Origin of the sequence: Clostridium hominis, assembly GCF_014287825.1 — a bacterium.
In the GTDB taxonomy this organism is placed as follows: Bacteria; Bacillota; Clostridia; order Clostridiales; family Clostridiaceae; genus Clostridium; species Clostridium hominis.
Genome location: NZ_JACOOO010000042.1, coordinates 77,043 through 94,418, shown reverse-complemented (window position 1 = coordinate 94,418; position 17,376 = coordinate 77,043). Strand labels below are relative to the sequence as shown.

Genomic DNA, 17,376 nt, shown 5'->3' with positions numbered 1-17,376 from the left:
TAGAAAACACACTAAGCCCTTTATTAAATATTTATGCTATATTCTTTTTATTTACAATAAAGTATCCTGAAGCTACTATAAAAAGTGCTATTATTAATACTGTACTGGAACTAATATCACTACCTGTTTGAGGAAGATTATCTCCTTTACTTGAATCACCATTACTATCTACAGTTTCATCAACATTTCCATCACCGCCTTCACTAGGCCCTCCATTCTCCTGATTATTCTCTTCATTACCTCCACCATTTCCTGGTTTTTCTGTTTCTCCTTCTAAATCTTTAATCTTATTAACAGCTTCCTCAAGTTTATTATAATTTACTACTAATATCTTATGGTTTTCTGACAGATTATTATATCTATCTACTAATGAATATACTAATTCCTTATGTTTTAATTCTATTTTTGCAGGAATTTTATCAATATCTTCTATTAGGCATTTAATCTCTTCTGTAATTGCTTCAACTGCTTCTGAATATGAACGCCCAATAACAGTTTTTATAGCAAATCTATATTCATTAGAATATTTAATATCTAAAGTTATTTCATATGAATTTCCTTCTTCATTTTTATCAATTCTTTTTGACCAATTTTGTCCAATTTTATTATCTATTTCATAGATTACATATTCCTTAGCATCTTTTACTCCAGTCCATGTTAATTTAATATTTCCATCTTTTGTTTCTGATAACATAAAATCTTCTACTTTATTAGGTGCAACATCTGTTCTTTCTATAGCATAAGAATCATATAGTGTATCAGAATTTAATAGATATGACTCTACCCTCAATTCATTACCACTAACTTTAATTCCGCTATATACCTGTTCATTAGGTTGTCCGGTTTTCTCAAAATACTGTAGCTGAGCATCTTGATGTTGATCATAATACTTAAATCCTGAAGTATTGTTTACTATATACATAGTCCCCTTTGGATTAGTTACTTTTCCATCTACTACTTTATCGTTAGTAACATGTCCATTATAGATTTGATGAGTTCTTGCATATATATGATCATGACCTTGAAGTACTAAATCTATTCCTAATTCATCTATTACAGGTTCTAACATAGGTTTAATTATTTCTACTATATCTTTATCCTTTATATGAGACGAAGTACTATACATAGGCTTGTGTAATACAACAATTCTCCACTTTTTATCTGTCGCTATCATATCTCTCTTTAACCAATCAATCTGTGGTTGAAACATTTCTGCTGATTCTGTCATCTCTGTATTTAACATAGCAAAGTGTACATCATTATAATCAAAAGAATAAACAGAATTATCAGGTGTTGCCATAACTCCACTTATAGTTGGTAAATTAAAGTGATTGTTAAAACCAGTATTATTTCTTCCTTCATGATTTCCAATTACAGGAGCTATTGGTAAATTTAATAATGACTTTTTAGCCTTTTCAAAATAATGAATCCATTCTTGTTCATTATTTGGTACATTTAAACCTGCATCAACCATATCTCCAGCCATTACAAGAAATTTCGAATCTTCGAACTTACTAATAGCAGCTTCTAAAGTTTCTGACCAAACATCATAATCTCCTTCATTTTTTCCTTGAGAATCAGTTAAGTATACAAATGAGAAGTCTCCTTGACTTGATGTAGTAAAGCTTCCAACCTCACTCCATGTAGTTCCATCTCCAACTTTATAAAAATATTTAGTTCCTGGCTTTAAATTATTAGCTATAACTTTATGACTTTCATAAACAACATTATCACCATTAAGCTTAACTCCTATAGTGGTACATATTCCATTAAAATTTGTAGCATTAGAAAAATCTGATTCTTCACCTTTTGCTTCAACAACTTGCACTACTGTTCCTTTTATATCTTTATCAGTATACCAAGCAAATCCCATAGAATTTTCAGTATCTCCATTTGGAGTCATTACAACTGTAAACGGATCTCCCGTTTTAATAGTATCTTCTACTTGCTCTTCATTGTTATAAAAATCTATTTTATCTAAATTAACTTTTGCTGATCCTCTTCTTGATTCAAAGACAAATTTAACTGAATCGCCTTTATTTAAGTCTATATTAATAGTTTTACCTTGATATTTATTTTCAGTTTCTGTCTCTGGGAAATATATATCTCTTACAATTTTATCATTTACATATAACACTAACTTTCCATCATTTTCAGCTGAATAATTTACTTCCATCTTTGTAGCTTCAGGTACATTAATAAACTCTACAAAGGATCCCTCACTATTAATACCTGTAATTGCCATTCCGTTTGAAGCATTTTCATCAAAATACTTATTAGCAGCTCCATTTACTGTAGCTGATTCTGCTTCAATAGCTTGGATGTATTCATCTTTAATTTTGGGAGTGTTTAATGCTCCGTAAATAATATTCCCTGTTGAGTCTAATGGATAATTTAAACCTAAAAGTTCTGACATTGTAGCAGCGAAATCTGTATTATATATTTTTTCAGTATATACTTCTCCCTTTTTAACTCCATTACCCCACATAAATGAACCTATATGTTGAGCTTCGTCCTCCAAACTATCATGTTGGCCTCTAGCTGTTAATCCCGTAACTGTTGGTCCATGGAAATGATACGGTGTTTTAGGTGAGACTATCAGGTCTGCAAATCCTTTGCTTACTCCCCTTGATTCTATCTCATTAGGAAGCATTACTTCTCCAATATAATTTTTAACCTTTAGAACTTCTAATATTTTGGTGTTCTTTTCTGCTATTATTTCATCATTAAACTCACCTACATAAGATATTTGGGCTTGTAAGCCTACTGTTACTATGGCTATATCTGTTCCCTCTGAAGGCACTGCTATTTGGCTTGGATGTAGAAATTCACACTTATAACCTTCACCTAAAGATTCAATAGCACTCATTAAATCTAATAATTTACTCTTTGTACTATCGTCACCCAAAGAATTTTGTGCTCCAAAGTTAGCCATACCATGATCTGCAGTTAAAACGAAACTCATTTTGTCATATATTCCAGCATCTTTGCAGGCTTGAATAAATTCTCCAAGCTTCGTATCCATTATTTCTAATCTGTCTAATATATTTTCTTTTCTACCTTCCTCTGTTTTAGCTATTGGTAATCCATAAGTTTCTACTTCATTATGACCCACACCATCTAAATCATCCATATATAAAGATATAAACCTTGGTAATTTATCTAATTTAATACCTCCAGCTTCTAATTCAGTTACTAATTTTATAGCTGTATCAAAACGAGCTACAGCATCAGAATATCCATTCGCACCTACATCAGCATTAACATATGGATTTAACTCATCTCCAATTATATTTCCTCTATCTTCAAAAGCAAATTGATTTATAGATATTGAGTTTAATCCTTGCCTCTTTACACTTTCAGCTAATGTCTCCGCCTCATTTCTTCTAGAGATAGGTTCTTGAATTACTTTATTTTGTCTTTTATCAAAATGTCTGTAGCTATTTCCAGTATATTTAGATGTAGTTCCTGAAGAAATAGCTGCTTGCATAGGATTTGTTATTGAAGGAATTCCTGTATAAGCATTAGAGAAATACACCCCTTCATTCTCTTTTATATTACTTAAAGTGGGAATTCTCCCTTGAGCCTCTGCTAATTCAACATAATAGTTTGCAAAACCATCCCAATTAATATATACAATAACATTTCCATCTGGTATTTCAGGTTTTACCACATAATTAACTGAAACAACTGAACTTGAGGTCTTTCCATCATAATTAGTAGCCTCTATTAGAATATCATTTTTCCCTTTTTTTAATGTTACGTCAGTAGAGAATTTATTACCTGTTACATCCACTTCAATTCCATTTACTTTAACTATTGATGAAATATTTACCGTTCCAGTTAAGTTAATTACTTCTTTGTATACTGTTAAGTTATTACTTGGATAAGTTATAGTTATAACAGGGGCTGATGATACTTGTTCAAATGTCCAAACTCTACCTTCGTTATTATTAGGAGGGTTTACTCCTAAAATACTGCAAATTGTAGGTACTATATCTTTAATAGATAAATCTCCTTTTACTCCACTTCCATTTTCAATATCATTACCTGATACTATGCAAAATACTTCTTTTAAATGTAAGTCATCGGTTCTATATACACCTGATCCTGCTGCTGAAAAAGATTTACCCTCAATAGGATTAATTAAATAATCACAATAGTCACTAGATAATCCTAAATCTTCATAATAATATATACTTTCAATATCTTTACCAATCTCACTTGTTTTATCATTTAAATACTCTAGTACTTTAGTCTTATCTTCTTCTGTTGCTGCATCAGTAAAGTAAAGTTGTGCATAAGCCATAATATATTGTTTTATAACTACAACTTTTGCATCTTCAGGGATTGCACCTCCACCACTCTCTACTGATTTTACACCTGTAGCAACTGTAATTTTACTTGCTAAATTAGATGTGGTTATCTTGCTTCCTATAGTATAAATCGGAGCTAAAGAATTTAGAATTATAGTTGTGTCCTCAAATTTACCTGTGTCTTTTAACGCTTGTACTACTTCACCTACTTTTGTATCTATAAGCCTAACTATATCATCTAACTTACTATTTATAGATGAGTCTGTTCCACCCCATCCAGCCATCTTTATATCATTAGAGTATGCAGTAATAAATTCAGGAGTATTCTCGCTATTAATAGCAGTAATGATATCATTTGCTATAGTATCAATTGAAACTAATTTATCCCCTCTTGAATATTCCTTTAAAATATAATCTTCATTTCCTGTTGAAAATACGCCTCTTCCATCAATTGTTTTATCAGCTACTTGCCAACCTGAAGCTAGTACTCTTATACCAGTATTATCTTCAATTAATTTTTCAAATATAGTTTGTGCTTCCATTTTAAATGATATATTCGTATCACTTATCACAGAATTAGTTGTTCCATCATAATATCTGTATAAAAATCTATTAGTGTCAGTAGCTGCTCCTGTTAATGCTACTGCTTGAGATCCACCATAAGCAGGAATAACGGTTTCTACTTCTCTTAATCTAGATCCATTAGCTATTAATGCTAGATTTGGTGTTTCAACACCTCTAGCTTTAATCTCTTCATACATACTATCTGATAAGCCATCTACAACAATATTTATAACTTTTCTCTGAACTATATCCTCTGCATAGGTAGGTTCCATTGGAATTATTGATAAAATCATAAATAATGCTACTACCAATGCAAAACTTCTCTTTATTCTCCTAAATACCTTCATAAATTTCCTCCTAAATATAATTAATTCACATAATAATTCTATATTTAGAATGTTAACCTCCCATTGTATTTGTGTTAAATCATGGGAGGTATTTTCAACATTTAGTTTTGCTATTAAATTTTACTTTTCTCTTTTCTTTTATTAATATTTTATATATTTAAAAGAAAAGTCTATATATTAATAATAAAGCAGTATAGTCTACTTTTATCAATAGATAGTAGTACTTCATCATTTTCAACATTTATTACTTCTTTATCCCATTCCATGTTATATGCTTCTATATTGCTTACCTTTTCTTTAAACTTCAAAGAAAGCTTAGAATCTTTTTTATTACTACAGTTGCCTACTATAACAGCATATTTATAATCCGAAATTCTATATACAGCTGCTTCACATTCATTAGGTATCCTTGTAATATATTTATTATCAATAAACTCTGCATCTTTTATATATTGATGTATATTCTTTCTAAAAGCTACTGAAGCTTTAGCATAAGTATGATACTCTCCAGCATCTTCTGTTAACCTTGTAGTTATACCAAGCCATAATATATTTCCTAAAACTATAGCCCTTTGCATATCCTTAAAGAATGCTTTATATTGTTTATCTTCATTCTCTTCCCAACCTCTTGGATTAACCATATTAACTTGAACAAACTCTGGAAATGTATACTTAAATACATTATAAAATTCGTCATAGTCTGCACCATTCCAAGTTAAATTTCCCCAAGTATAGCTCCCATATATGTCACCACAGTTTTCTGTCATTATATAGGATTTAGGATTATGCTTTCTAAGTCTTTTTAATAATTCTCTTAAAACATAGATATATCCATTATTAAACTCTCCAATATCTTCATGACTATGTTCTTGGTTATAACATGGTAATGGTTCTGCTGAAGCTAGTTGATCTAAATATATTCCATCACAACCATAAGCCTTAACTGTAAATTCAGCTGTGTCTAATAAATACTCTCTCCATAATTTATCGGATGGGCAGTTTACAGTAAATTTCTCTGGACCATAAATTTCATAAATAAATTCACCATTTTCATCTATTATACCCATCCTTTCTCCTACAGTCTTATGAAAATCTGATTTTACATCGAATATACGTGCATTTATATATAAAGTAGCAATTCCATCATGATCCCTTATATATTCAAGTCCTCTCTTAAATTCCATTGCTGATCCTAATTCCATATCTGGATAATACTCTGGATAAAAAGAATCAAAGCCTGTCCTATTCCAACTAGCTAAAAACATATGATTGGCTCCAAACTCTTTTCCTTTTTCAAATAAAGTTGGTATCTTATCAAATGTATTTTCTATCCTTCCACTTCTTTTAAAGTTGTAACATTGATTTAATGCAAATTGTTCCTTTAAATATTCTGGATTATGATCAAAATCTAAATATTTTCCAATATAATCTCTATATACCTTTGAACCATAGTGCCAATCTTTATCTGTAATAGCTAATACATATTCACCTGTATCATATATATCGTTAAATTTTATCTTCTTATACTTCCTAAATCCAAATCCCATCCATGGATTTTCAGTTGAACCGCTAGTTTCAGCAATTATACCTGTTACAGGAAACCTTTCATCATGACTTCCTATATATAAACCACTATTATCATCGTAATAGTACATCCAACTCATAGATGCTAACCCACAATAATTTATTTCTCTTCTATAAATATCATTATATTTAACACTACTAGCTCTCCAAAAATCTTTCTTATTTATTCCGTAACCTGTTACTGGGTTTAATGTTTTCTCTCCAGCATGATGAGGATATATTATTGAGTCATCTTCATAGCTTTCTCCTAAATATATACCTGAGATATGAGGCATTAAAATTTCTGTAATTTCTACTGTATTATCTAAATTCTCAATATTTGCCCTCATAACTAATTTATCTTCTATAGCTTTAATAATTAAATTACATTTAATGTCCTTATTAGAAAATTTACCATATTCAATAGTTAATTCATTTTCATTTCCCTGAATTTTGCCTTCTTGCGGGATTAACTCTGATTTAATATTATCAGCAGTTCCATAAAGAGTTATTATAGGTACATTGACTTCTTTTTTAATGTACTCATCATTAGAAATAATATTTTTAATACTAGTAAAATTATTGTATTTACTAGAAAATTCTGCTGTAAAAGTTTTGCCTCTTAAATTCATAGTACACCTCTAATTAATATCCATATTTAGTATAGTTATCTATTGCTTGTCCATTTATTTTTGAAGCATTTGGCATATGATTTGATATATATACACTTGGTTTAAGACCCATTTCTAATAATTTTTCTACAACAGTGCTTTGAATTGCCCACATTACATAACCAGCCGATATTCCACTGGCTGGGCAGATTTTTTGCTCAAATCCTTCAACATCTACTATTGTATCTCCATAATTACTACAATTATCTATATAATATTTACAAGCTTCAAATAACCTCTTTCCACTTGGATGCTCAGATTTTAATTTACTTGAATACTCTACAGTAGTTATAGCAACAGTTAAACAACCAATAGCATTACATTTCAAAGCCAAATCTATTGGAAAATGCTTATATCCTGATACAGAGCCTACCATTAATATATCCCCTGGTAAAATATTAGACCTTCCTATAACAAAATCAGCAAATCCTAGAATGCTATCATAACCTACTGCTCCCTTAGATTCAGATGGTCTATATCTTACTGGGTTATCAAGTTCACATGTTATTTTTATTGGTTTTAAAGCCATCATACCACCAGTTCTGCCTACCCCTTCAAACATAAGCATATGCCCTGTGTCCATTATGTGCCATGCAGCTCCTTTAGATAAACGTTTTGCTATCTCCTCAGATACTTCCACTATCTTCTCCTTTTGTGTTTTTTCAATATCTATCAAAACATTTTTCATGGCCTCAAAATATTTATCCATCAACATAAACTATACTCCTCCTCATATTTCTTCAAATTTTCATTTATTTCATTACTTTCAACATCTACTTCTATTTCATTGTATAAAACATATAACATAGCTCCTACTAAAGGGTTATATTTAGGATTAACATAATTCAAATTGCTACAATTTTTAGTCAACTCTTCTTTTAAAATATCTATAAACAAATTTCCTATCTTGCTAACTCCACCAATTAATGTAACCGGTAAACTTTCATTTCCTAATCTTTCATTAACAGCCTCAACTAACTTTACTAATTCTCTAGCAGCTTCTTTTAATATTCCTAGAGCATAAAAATCACCCTCTGATGCGGATTTAGAAACTACTTTGCAAAATTCAGCTACTTGCTCCCTATTAAATGTTTTAGAATAAATTATATCTCTCATGGCAAATTCATTTGATATATTAAACTTATTTAATGCTAGCTCTCTCATTTTGCTATCCTTTATTTCATTATCATAAAAATATGCAAGATGCTCTAAGCACATTAAACCTATGTGATAACCACTACCTTTATCTCCAACTAGGGGGCCCCATCCACCAGTAATAACCTTCTTATTTTCTTTAGATACTCCTACAGCAAAGGACCCTGTACCACTTAAAACTACAATTCCATGCGCTTTTCCTAGTGCTCCATAAAAGGCGTTGTCTATATCCGATAAACACTCTATATCATTTACTTCTAATTTAGATTTCACTTCATTAATACACGCTTCAAAACCAGGTATAAATAATTTAATTTTAGTTATTTCGTCAAGTGATGTTTTAGATATTTTTAAGCATTCATCTATACCACTTATAACATTATTTATAGCAATATCTTCATCTAAAAACTTGGCATTAGCACCTCCTTTTTGACAATACGCTAAAGTTTCTCCTATCTCATTAAAAACAAGAAAATCTGTTTTTGTTCCGCCTCCATCACAAACTAAAAATTTTCTCATCTCATATCTCCTCTTATTTTCTACTAATAATAAATTTGGGAAGGTTAACCCATCCCAAATTTATTATTGCTATTTATTTTGATTACTTATTTAATATTTCTTTAGCTTGTTCATCTACACGTTTTGCGAATTCATCTGGAGTAATAACTCCTGCCCATAAAGATTCACATTCTTTTTCAAACATAGTTTGGAATGCTGCTCCATTTATATTCACAGGGTATGGAACTGCATTTTCTAAAGATTGTACAAAGTATTTATTGTATGGTTTTTCATTAATAAATGCTGTTGTATCAACAAGATTTGATGCAGGTAAACCGAATTTCATATCTAAAGCTATTTGTTGTCCTTCTTTACCTGATAAGAATTCTACAACTCTCCAAGATAATTCTGGATTGGCAGCTTTACTTGGAATTGTCCAAGTATTTACAAATGAAGATGATTGGCTAACTCCATTTACTGTTGGGAAAGGCAATACTGTATACTCAGTATTATTAGCATCAAAAGTTGCACTTGTAGAAAGTGCTCCTACTTGAATAGCTACTTTATTTGCCATAAATGGTGCAAATTCATTATCACCAAATTGTGCAGCTTGTGCAGCTGTTGGACAAACTTTATAAGTATTAGTTAAATCATACATAAATTGTATTGCTTCTTTAGAGTTCCCATCAGTTGATAAAACACTTGATTTACCATCTTCAGAATATAATTTACCACCAAAAGCAGCCATTAAAGCAAAGGTTTGATCACTGTAATTTTTCCAGTAATAACCCCATTGAGCATCTGCTCCTGATCCTTTAGTAAGTTTTTTAACTATTTCAAGGAATTCATCCATTGTCCAGTTGTCCTTTGGAATTTCTATTCCAGCATCAGCAAACATCTTAGTGTTTAAATACATAACCTTTGGAGTTACATCACGTCCAGCTGCATACATCTTTCCATCAACAGTAAGCGCTTCCTTAACTACTGGATAAAGAGCATCTTTATATTCTTGGCTTGCCAAGTCATCTAAAGGCATTATCATATCTGATAGTGCATAACGAGGTACTTGGTCCATAGCTAACATCATAACATCTGGGATTTCTCCTCCTGCAAGCTTTGTTACCATTGTATTAGCATAATCACTTGGTACAGTTATAAATTCTAATTTAATATCTGGATTTTCTGCTTCGAAAGTTTCCTCCATTTTTTGTAGATGAGCAAATTTTGTTATATCCCACCATGTATATACTTTTAAGGTTGTTGGTTCAGTTTGCCCTTGCTTGTCTCCCTCAGTTTTTTCTGGTTCTGCCTTTTCTCCACTGTTACAACTTACAAGACCAATAGTCATTACCATAGCTAGTAAAAGCATCAATGATTTTTTTAATAGGTTTTTCATCTCAAATCCCCCCGAAAATTTATATTTATATATTATTTAAGAACTAAAATTAATTGCTCTTAACATAATCAAATTTAAACCTTTTACTTTCCACCAAAACCTGAATTTACAGTAGAAGCCATAAAATACTTTTGGAACACAATGAATACTATTACTATAGGAATAATACTTAATGTAGCTCCTGATAAAAGCACTGCCCAATTTGTTTCCCATTCTTTTAAATACTTTAGTCCCACTGTAATAGGCAACTTATCATAATCATTTATAACAAGCATTGGCCATAAGAATGAGTTCCAAACATTTCTAAAAGATAATATAGCTGTTGTAGCTATCGCTGGCTTTGCATTAGGTAATATAATTTTGAAAAATACTCCTATTTTCGAGCAACCATCTATAATAGCTGCATTTTCAAGATCCTTTGGAATGCTTAAGAAATACTGCCTAAAAAAGAATATATTGAATGCATTTGAAGCCGTAAACATACTTGATAGGAATAGTGCTGTAAATGTATTATACAAGTGCATTTCCGTAACTATCTTATAATTTGGGATCAAGGTAACGTGGCTAGGTATCATCATTGTTGCAATAAATGCAAAGAATAATATATTTTTCCCCTTAAATTCAATTCTTGTTATAGCATAAGCACATAAAGAAGCAACTGCAATCATAGCAATCGGAATAGTAATTGATAAGAAAATTGAATTTATCATCATCTTACCGAAGGGCAGAACTTCCATAAGTCTAGCATAATTTTGAGTAGTAAATTCAGTTGGAATAATACTTAATGGATTTTCTGCATATAGTTGCTGAACTGGTTTAAAGGATGACATAACAGCCCAAATAAATGGATATATCATAATTAAACTTAGTATAATCATAAAGGTATGATAAGCTACTTTGCTTACAGTTTTTTTCTTTTTAACTCCAATTTGCAACATACTATTCCCCTCCTTGTTCATTTCTAAACCTATATTGAATTAATGTAATAACCATAATTACAGCAAAGAATATCCATGCAATTGCAGATGCATACCCCATATTGTAATTTCTAAATCCTTCTTCATAGATGTAGTACATAATTGTACTTGTTGATCCTAATGGCCCTCCACTAGTCATAATAAATATAGATTCAAACATATTAAATGCTTCTATAACTAGCAATATAATTACAACAAAAGTTGTATTTGAAAGCATTGGTACTGTTATTTTAAAGAATCTTTGAATACCAGTAGCTCCATCTACCTCCGCTGACTCGTATAAACTTTCAGGAATAGTTTGTAATCCTGCTAAAAACATAATCATATAATAACCACTCATCTGCCACACACGCATAATAATTAATGCCATCTTACTTGAATCTGCACTATTTAGCCACATTGGCGGATTATTAAATCCTATAGCAGTAAGAAAATTATTAATAAGCCCTATATCGGGGTTAAATATCCATAGCCATACCATACTAACAGCAATTGTTGATGTTATACTTGGTAAAAATAATGCTACTCTATAAGCTTTGGTAAGTTTTCCTGCTTTTTTGTTTATTAAAAGAGCTAAGAGTAATGATATAACTAATACAATTGGAACTAGGAAAACAACAAAATATAATGTATTTCCAAAATACTTATAAAAATACTCGTCTTTTGTAAACGCTTTAATGTAATTTGCAAATCCTATAAACTTTGGTTCTGTCATTAAGTCATAATCTGTCAATGATAAATAAAACGAATAGATTATTGACCCAAAAGTGAATATCGAAAATCCTATTAACGCTGGTGATACAAATAACCATCCAGTTAATGATTGCTTAGTTTTTAAGGTCATGTGATTTTTTTTAGGCTTTTTTACATCCACCTTAGGAGTTATCTCAGCTTTCATATTCTTTTACACCTTTCCAATTAGAAGCCATATGAACTGCCCTAATTTATCTTTTTAATTATTTAAATTATAAAAACTAATATTAATATAATGTAGTGAATTATTTGATCCACATATAAAGCGTATTTATCACCTAAATATTTAGGTGATATACCTCGTGCTTTAATATAGTCAATAGGAAAGTGGGTTATGGCAACTAATGCTAATTGTTCTACACTTACTACATATTCCATTAAATACCCAATAACCATAATTCCACATGCATATAAAATTGAATGTACAAATAACACATAATTATCTTTTCCCTTATCTTTGGCTAAATGTGCTGTTTGAAACAAGTAATCTCCTGTCGCATGAGCCATTAAAACAAATAATATATCTTTAATACCTAATCCCACCTCTCTTAATTCTTTAATCTATTATTACTTACAATTTTTATATCCAATACATATGGCTCGTATTATTCTCTCTGATACATCTTTAATAAGATTTGTTGAATTATTAATACTTTCTTTCAATGTCATAGGTCTATTATTGATGCTAAAAATACTATCAAAACCATATTTATAAAGTTCTTTATATCCATCTCCTATACTCCCGCAAATAGCTATTACTGGTATATTGTATTTTTTAGCTACTTTCGCTACTCCATAAGGGGTCTTCCCAAATTTAGTCTGATAATCTATTCTTCCTTCGCCTGTAAATACTATGTCAGCACTTTTTAACACCTCTTCTAATTTTGTTTCCTTTATAATTAAATCTACTCCTTTTTCTAATTTTCCTCCTATTGCTAAGAGAGCCGCTCCAGTACCTCCTGCTGCACCTGCACCCTTAATATTTGATACATCAACTCCAAATTCTTCTTCAATTATTCTAGAATAATGTTTCAATGAATCATCTAAAATCTTTATATCCTCTTCCTTTGCTCCTTTTTGTGGCCCAAATACATTTGATGCACCATTAACTCCACACAATATGTTATCAACATCACATGCTATCTTTATATTGCATTTTAAAATTTCACTATTAAAGTTGCTTCTATCTATATGATGAAGCTGATTTAATGCTTGTCCCCCCTCGGGTATATCCCTTCCATCTTTATTTAAAAATCTAATTCCTAAAGCTCGAAGCATTCCAGCTCCCCCGTCATTCGTTGCACTTCCACCAATTCCAATAATTAAATTTCTACAACCTCTTGCTATCGCATCATTTATTATTTGACCAGCTCCATATGTTGATGTAATTAAAGGATTTAATTCATCTTTTCTTAGCAAATTTAATCCTGAAGCTGCTGCCAATTCTATAATTGCAGTCTTTCCATCACCAAGAATTCCATAAAATGAATCTATTTCCCTTAATAATGGATCGCATACTTTCAATTTAATTGTTCTTCCACCTGTTGCATCAATAAAAGCTTGTACAGTTCCTTCTCCCCCATCAGCCATTGGAATCTTTATTATTTCAATATCTTTACTATAAATAGATATTCCTTCAGCTATAGAATTTGCTACTTCCGAAGCATTTAAGCTTCCTTTGTATGAATCAGGAGCAATTACTACTTTCATATGTTCACCACCTATTCTGTTAAATATTCCTTACTTATATAGTAAACATTTACAACAAGTGGAACAATGTGCACTCTTAACAACAATAAAAATTCAATTTAGCAATTTATTGTTTAGCGTGCACAATTTTTACTTATATTTTATATTTTTTAAATTATTTTCTACGCATTTCTATTATTTTTTTCATCGTTAATTAAAATAGCTAAAAAAACTTTAGTGCATTCATATGGCTTACTTAAATCAATTCCATATAATGATTTAAACTTATTTAATCTATATAAAACAGTGTTTCTGTGAATATACATAGCTTTAGCTGTTTGTCCAACTAACATATTATTCATAAAATACATCTTTACTGTTTTCATCATTTCTTCAGATAATTTATTATGTCCTTCAAATAGTTGTAGAAAATTATTTTCTATATATATATTTTTAGTAGTCTTTGAAATTCCTTTTACAAGCAATCTTAAATCATAATCTCTTACTTTTATTACCTTTTTATCTCTGTATGGATCTTCTATAGACTCTACTAAGCAAATCTGAGAATATACTTTTTCATAATCTATAATCTTCTTACACTTTTCACCTATTATAAAAGTATAATTTGATATATTATTTTGATTTAATTCATCAATTAATAAATCAATATATCTAGATATGTCTATATTTTGTTGTATTAGCAATATTATTTTTTTATTATTTAAATTTATTATCTCAATATCTAAATTTCTAAGTGTTGTAGTAAATAAGCTCTCAGTTACATGGTATACGTTTTCTTTTGGATCATCACATTTAAAAACAATCATTTTACGTATAGATTCTATATTTATTTCTAATAATTTAGCTCTTGAATAATATGTTTCTATATCTTGAATATCTATACCCTGAATTATGTCCTTAAAATAGTTAATCTTTTTATTCTTTTTAACTTTTTGTGAGTGTTCTTCATCCATCTCTCCTACTATTAATTCAACTAATTCTTTTATTAATGGTGCATATGGAAGTACTTCTTGAGCTGTTCCAGTTATTCCAACTACACCAATTACATTGTTATGGTATGTAATTGGTATATTTACTCCCTCTTTACAACCTCTATACATATGTTTATTACTATCTGTTATAATTACATTTCTATTACTGTTAGCACTTATTCTCGCTGCTTCATGATAAGTATTCTCTCTTTTTTTATTACTTGATGCAATTATTATTCCGTCTACCCCTATAATATTTATATCTTTTGTAAAAATTGATGTTAATCTATTTATTATTCTTATAGCCAAATTATAATTTAACATTTATATCCCCCTATACTAAATATTAATTATATTTAAAGAATAATATATTTCTCAAAATTTTACAAATATTTAAAATATATACATAGTTAATTTTAATACTAATTTACTGTGACTATTTAAAAAGATTATTTTCTTAATCTAAGGCTTATTTAATATACGTTTAATCCTTCTACTGTGTTATAATAATATAAAACTTATGAGAAAACGGAAGGTACAATACATGAACTTTAAAGATTTAGGAATTAGTAACGACATAGAAAATATATTAAATAAATCTGGAATTAAAACTCCAACGCCAATTCAACAGGATAGTATAATACATATTTTAAATAATGAAGATGTTATAGCAGAAGCTCAAACTGGTACAGGAAAAACCTTAGCCTTTTTATTACCTATATTTGAAAATATATCATTAAGCTCTAATGGTATTCAGGCTTTAATAATCTCTCCTACAAGAGAACTTGCAATTCAAATAACTGAGGAAGCTAATAAATTAAGCCTTGCTAAAGATATCGGTATTTTATCTATGTATGGCGGTAAGGATATTGGCTCACAAATGAAAAAGCTTAAAGGAAATATAAGACTTATAATTGCAACTCCAGGAAGACTTTTAGATCATCTTAAAAGAAAAACTGTAAATTTAAGTACTTTAAGAACTATAGTATTAGATGAAGCAGATCAAATACTTTTAATGGGATTTAAAAATGAAATTGATATTATAATGAAGGAAACTCCTAAAAAGAAACAAACTTTATGCTTCTCTGCAACTATGGATTCTTCAGTAAAAAAACTTGCTTATAGGTATATGCAAGATCCTGTGGTTATAAGTGTAAAAAAAGAAGAAGTAACTTTAACTAATATCAAGCAAGAAGTTGTTGAAACAATTGATAGAGAAAAAAGAGAAGCTTTATGCAAAGCTTTGGACCAAGACAATCCTTTTATGGCAATAATATTCTGCAGAACAAAAAGAAGAGCTGATGAGCTAGAGCTTGTTATGCACAGACGTGGATATAACTGCAAGGTAATTCATAGTGATATTCAACAATCTAAAAGAGAAAGAATCATGAAATCTTTCAGAAATGCAGATATTCAATATTTAATTGCAACAGATGTAGCATCTCGTGGTTTAGATATTAGCGGCGCTAGTCATATTTACAACTATGATATCCCTGAAGCTGTTGAAACTTATATTCATCGTATTGGTAGAACCGGAAGGGCTGGAAATGTAGGTTATACTTGTCTTTTTGTAGATCCTAAGGATTCTAAAATGCTTTCTAATATTGAAAATGAAATTAAGTTTAAAATCCCTAGAAGAGAGTTAAAATAAATTGTTTGCTACTCTCATTAATAGAAATGATGTCTTTGGCAAGGGAACTATGTCACTTTATTTCAGAGAAATATTCAGCAATTTGAAGATATATATTTTCTTATACAAATATAAATGCCGACCTCATATAAATATCTGTGGTCGGCATATTTCTATACACTTCAAGTATATATTTCTTTAATAAATTCTCTTTATTCGTCCTTCTTTTCTATCCTTACCTTTTGGTAATTCACAATCATAATATCCAAGAGCAATATGATATGTTGGAGTATATCCTTCTTTTAATCCCCATTCCTTTAAAATATCTTTACCATACTCCCCTTCAAAAGTTTTATCAGCTCGTCCAACCATGCAAGAACCAATTCCTAATGAATGTGCTGCTATCATAATATTTTGTGCTACAACAGCACAGTCACCATCTGTATATAGATAGTTATTAGGTGCAAATAATGTTATAACTGTTGGGGCTCCATAAAAGGCACTTTTAATATTTCTATCATCTGCAATACTAGGCTGTTCTTTAGATACTCCTAATTTAGCATTTTTAGGAACACTTTCATAAAAAGCTCCACGATTAATCTTTCCAAGTATTTCATTAACCTTTTCATTTTGTGACACTACAACTAATGCAGATTGCCTACCTCCAGCATTAGGCGCATAAATAGAAGCTTCTAAAATTTCGTTTAATTTATTTTCCTCTATTTGCTTTTTTAAATATTTACGTATTGAACGTCTTTCCTTTATACACTTAATTACTTCATTCATTTATCTTCTTCCCCTTATTTTTTAAATTCGATAGTTATT

Annotated in this window: 12 protein-coding genes; 1 reads left to right on the top strand and 11 read right to left on the bottom strand. The window is 30.0% G+C overall.

All coding sequences use genetic code 11. The features are described from left to right. Positions 1-31: 31 nt before the first annotated feature. The 10 genes from H8S20_RS17815 to H8S20_RS17770 form a co-directional block, all read right to left on the bottom strand. On the bottom strand, positions 32-5,227 hold the full coding sequence (locus H8S20_RS17815) for an alkaline phosphatase family protein (protein ID WP_186860960.1): 5,196 nt from the start codon (positions 5,225-5,227) through the stop codon (positions 32-34). Between the two features lie 170 nt (positions 5,228-5,397). Then, on the bottom strand, positions 5,398-7,422 hold the full coding sequence (locus tag H8S20_RS17810) for a DUF6259 domain-containing protein (protein WP_186860959.1): 2,025 nt from the start codon (positions 7,420-7,422) through the stop codon (positions 5,398-5,400). A 13-nt stretch (positions 7,423-7,435) separates the two neighbouring features. Then, entirely contained in the window at positions 7,436-8,176 is a 741-nt protein-coding gene (locus H8S20_RS17805) for a sugar isomerase domain-containing protein (protein ID WP_186860958.1), read from the bottom strand. Then, positions 8,170-9,135, bottom strand: coding sequence for a BadF/BadG/BcrA/BcrD ATPase family protein (locus H8S20_RS17800; RefSeq protein ID WP_186860957.1), 966 nt, complete (start codon positions 9,133-9,135; stop codon positions 8,170-8,172). Before H8S20_RS17800 ends, H8S20_RS17805 begins: the two co-directional genes overlap by 7 nt. A gap of 82 nt (positions 9,136-9,217) precedes the next feature. Continuing rightward, positions 9,218-10,510 (bottom strand): ABC transporter substrate-binding protein, encoded by a 1,293-nt coding sequence (locus H8S20_RS17795; protein WP_186860956.1) that lies wholly within the window; start codon positions 10,508-10,510, stop codon positions 9,218-9,220. A gap of 83 nt (positions 10,511-10,593) precedes the next feature. Continuing rightward, entirely contained in the window at positions 10,594-11,448 is an 855-nt protein-coding gene (locus H8S20_RS17790; protein ID WP_186860955.1) for a carbohydrate ABC transporter permease, read from the bottom strand. 1 nt (position 11,449) lies between these two features. Further along, a complete protein-coding gene (locus tag H8S20_RS17785; protein WP_243177763.1) occupies positions 11,450-12,385 on the bottom strand; it encodes a carbohydrate ABC transporter permease in 936 nt (311 codons plus the stop codon). A 62-nt stretch (positions 12,386-12,447) separates the two neighbouring features. Continuing rightward, a complete protein-coding gene (locus H8S20_RS17780; RefSeq protein ID WP_141395448.1) occupies positions 12,448-12,747 on the bottom strand; it encodes a DUF3307 domain-containing protein in 300 nt (99 codons plus the stop codon). A gap of 60 nt (positions 12,748-12,807) precedes the next feature. Then, positions 12,808-13,950, bottom strand: coding sequence for a glycerate kinase (locus H8S20_RS17775; RefSeq protein WP_032118757.1), 1,143 nt, complete (start codon positions 13,948-13,950; stop codon positions 12,808-12,810). A 161-nt stretch (positions 13,951-14,111) separates the two neighbouring features. Beyond that, positions 14,112-15,245 carry a CdaR family transcriptional regulator gene (locus H8S20_RS17770; protein WP_186860954.1) on the bottom strand — a complete coding sequence of 378 codons (1,134 nt, stop codon included), beginning with the start codon at positions 15,243-15,245 and terminating at the stop codon, positions 14,112-14,114. Positions 15,246-15,465: 220 nt separating this feature from the next. On the opposite strand from H8S20_RS17770, the gene H8S20_RS17765 reads away from it, so the two are divergent. Next, entirely contained in the window at positions 15,466-16,572 is a 1,107-nt protein-coding gene (locus tag H8S20_RS17765; RefSeq protein WP_032118759.1) for a DEAD/DEAH box helicase, read from the top strand. Positions 16,573-16,749: 177 nt separating this feature from the next. Here H8S20_RS17765 and H8S20_RS17760 read toward each other — a convergent pair whose 3' ends face one another. Beyond that, positions 16,750-17,337, bottom strand: coding sequence for a nitroreductase family protein (locus H8S20_RS17760; RefSeq protein WP_186860953.1), 588 nt, complete (start codon positions 17,335-17,337; stop codon positions 16,750-16,752). Positions 17,338-17,376 lie beyond the last annotated feature (39 nt).

Bases quoted from the DNA above. Each gene is read 5' to 3' on its own strand.
- H8S20_RS17785 (WP_243177763.1), bottom strand. From the start codon at position 12,385: ATGAAAGCTGAGATAACTCCTAAGGTGGATGTAAAAAAGCCTAAAAAA.
- H8S20_RS17760 (WP_186860953.1), bottom strand. From the start codon at position 17,337: ATGAATGAAGTAATTAAGTGTATAAAGGAAAGACGTTCAATACGTAAA.
- H8S20_RS17790 (WP_186860955.1), bottom strand. From the start codon at position 11,448: ATGTTGCAAATTGGAGTTAAAAAGAAAAAAACTGTAAGCAAAGTAGCT.
- H8S20_RS17805 (WP_186860958.1), bottom strand. From the start codon at position 8,176: ATGTTGATGGATAAATATTTTGAGGCCATGAAAAATGTTTTGATAGAT.
- H8S20_RS17780 (WP_141395448.1), bottom strand. From the start codon at position 12,747: ATGGCTCATGCGACAGGAGATTACTTGTTTCAAACAGCACATTTAGCC.
- H8S20_RS17810 (WP_186860959.1), bottom strand. From the start codon at position 7,422: ATGAATTTAAGAGGCAAAACTTTTACAGCAGAATTTTCTAGTAAATAC.
- H8S20_RS17815 (WP_186860960.1), bottom strand. From the start codon at position 5,227: ATGAAGGTATTTAGGAGAATAAAGAGAAGTTTTGCATTGGTAGTAGCA.
- H8S20_RS17770 (WP_186860954.1), bottom strand. From the start codon at position 15,245: ATGTTAAATTATAATTTGGCTATAAGAATAATAAATAGATTAACATCA.
- H8S20_RS17775 (WP_032118757.1), bottom strand. From the start codon at position 13,950: ATGAAAGTAGTAATTGCTCCTGATTCATACAAAGGAAGCTTAAATGCT.
- H8S20_RS17800 (WP_186860957.1), bottom strand. From the start codon at position 9,135: ATGAGAAAATTTTTAGTTTGTGATGGAGGCGGAACAAAAACAGATTTT.
- H8S20_RS17795 (WP_186860956.1), bottom strand. From the start codon at position 10,510: ATGAAAAACCTATTAAAAAAATCATTGATGCTTTTACTAGCTATGGTA.
- H8S20_RS17765 (WP_032118759.1), top strand. From the start codon at position 15,466: ATGAACTTTAAAGATTTAGGAATTAGTAACGACATAGAAAATATATTA.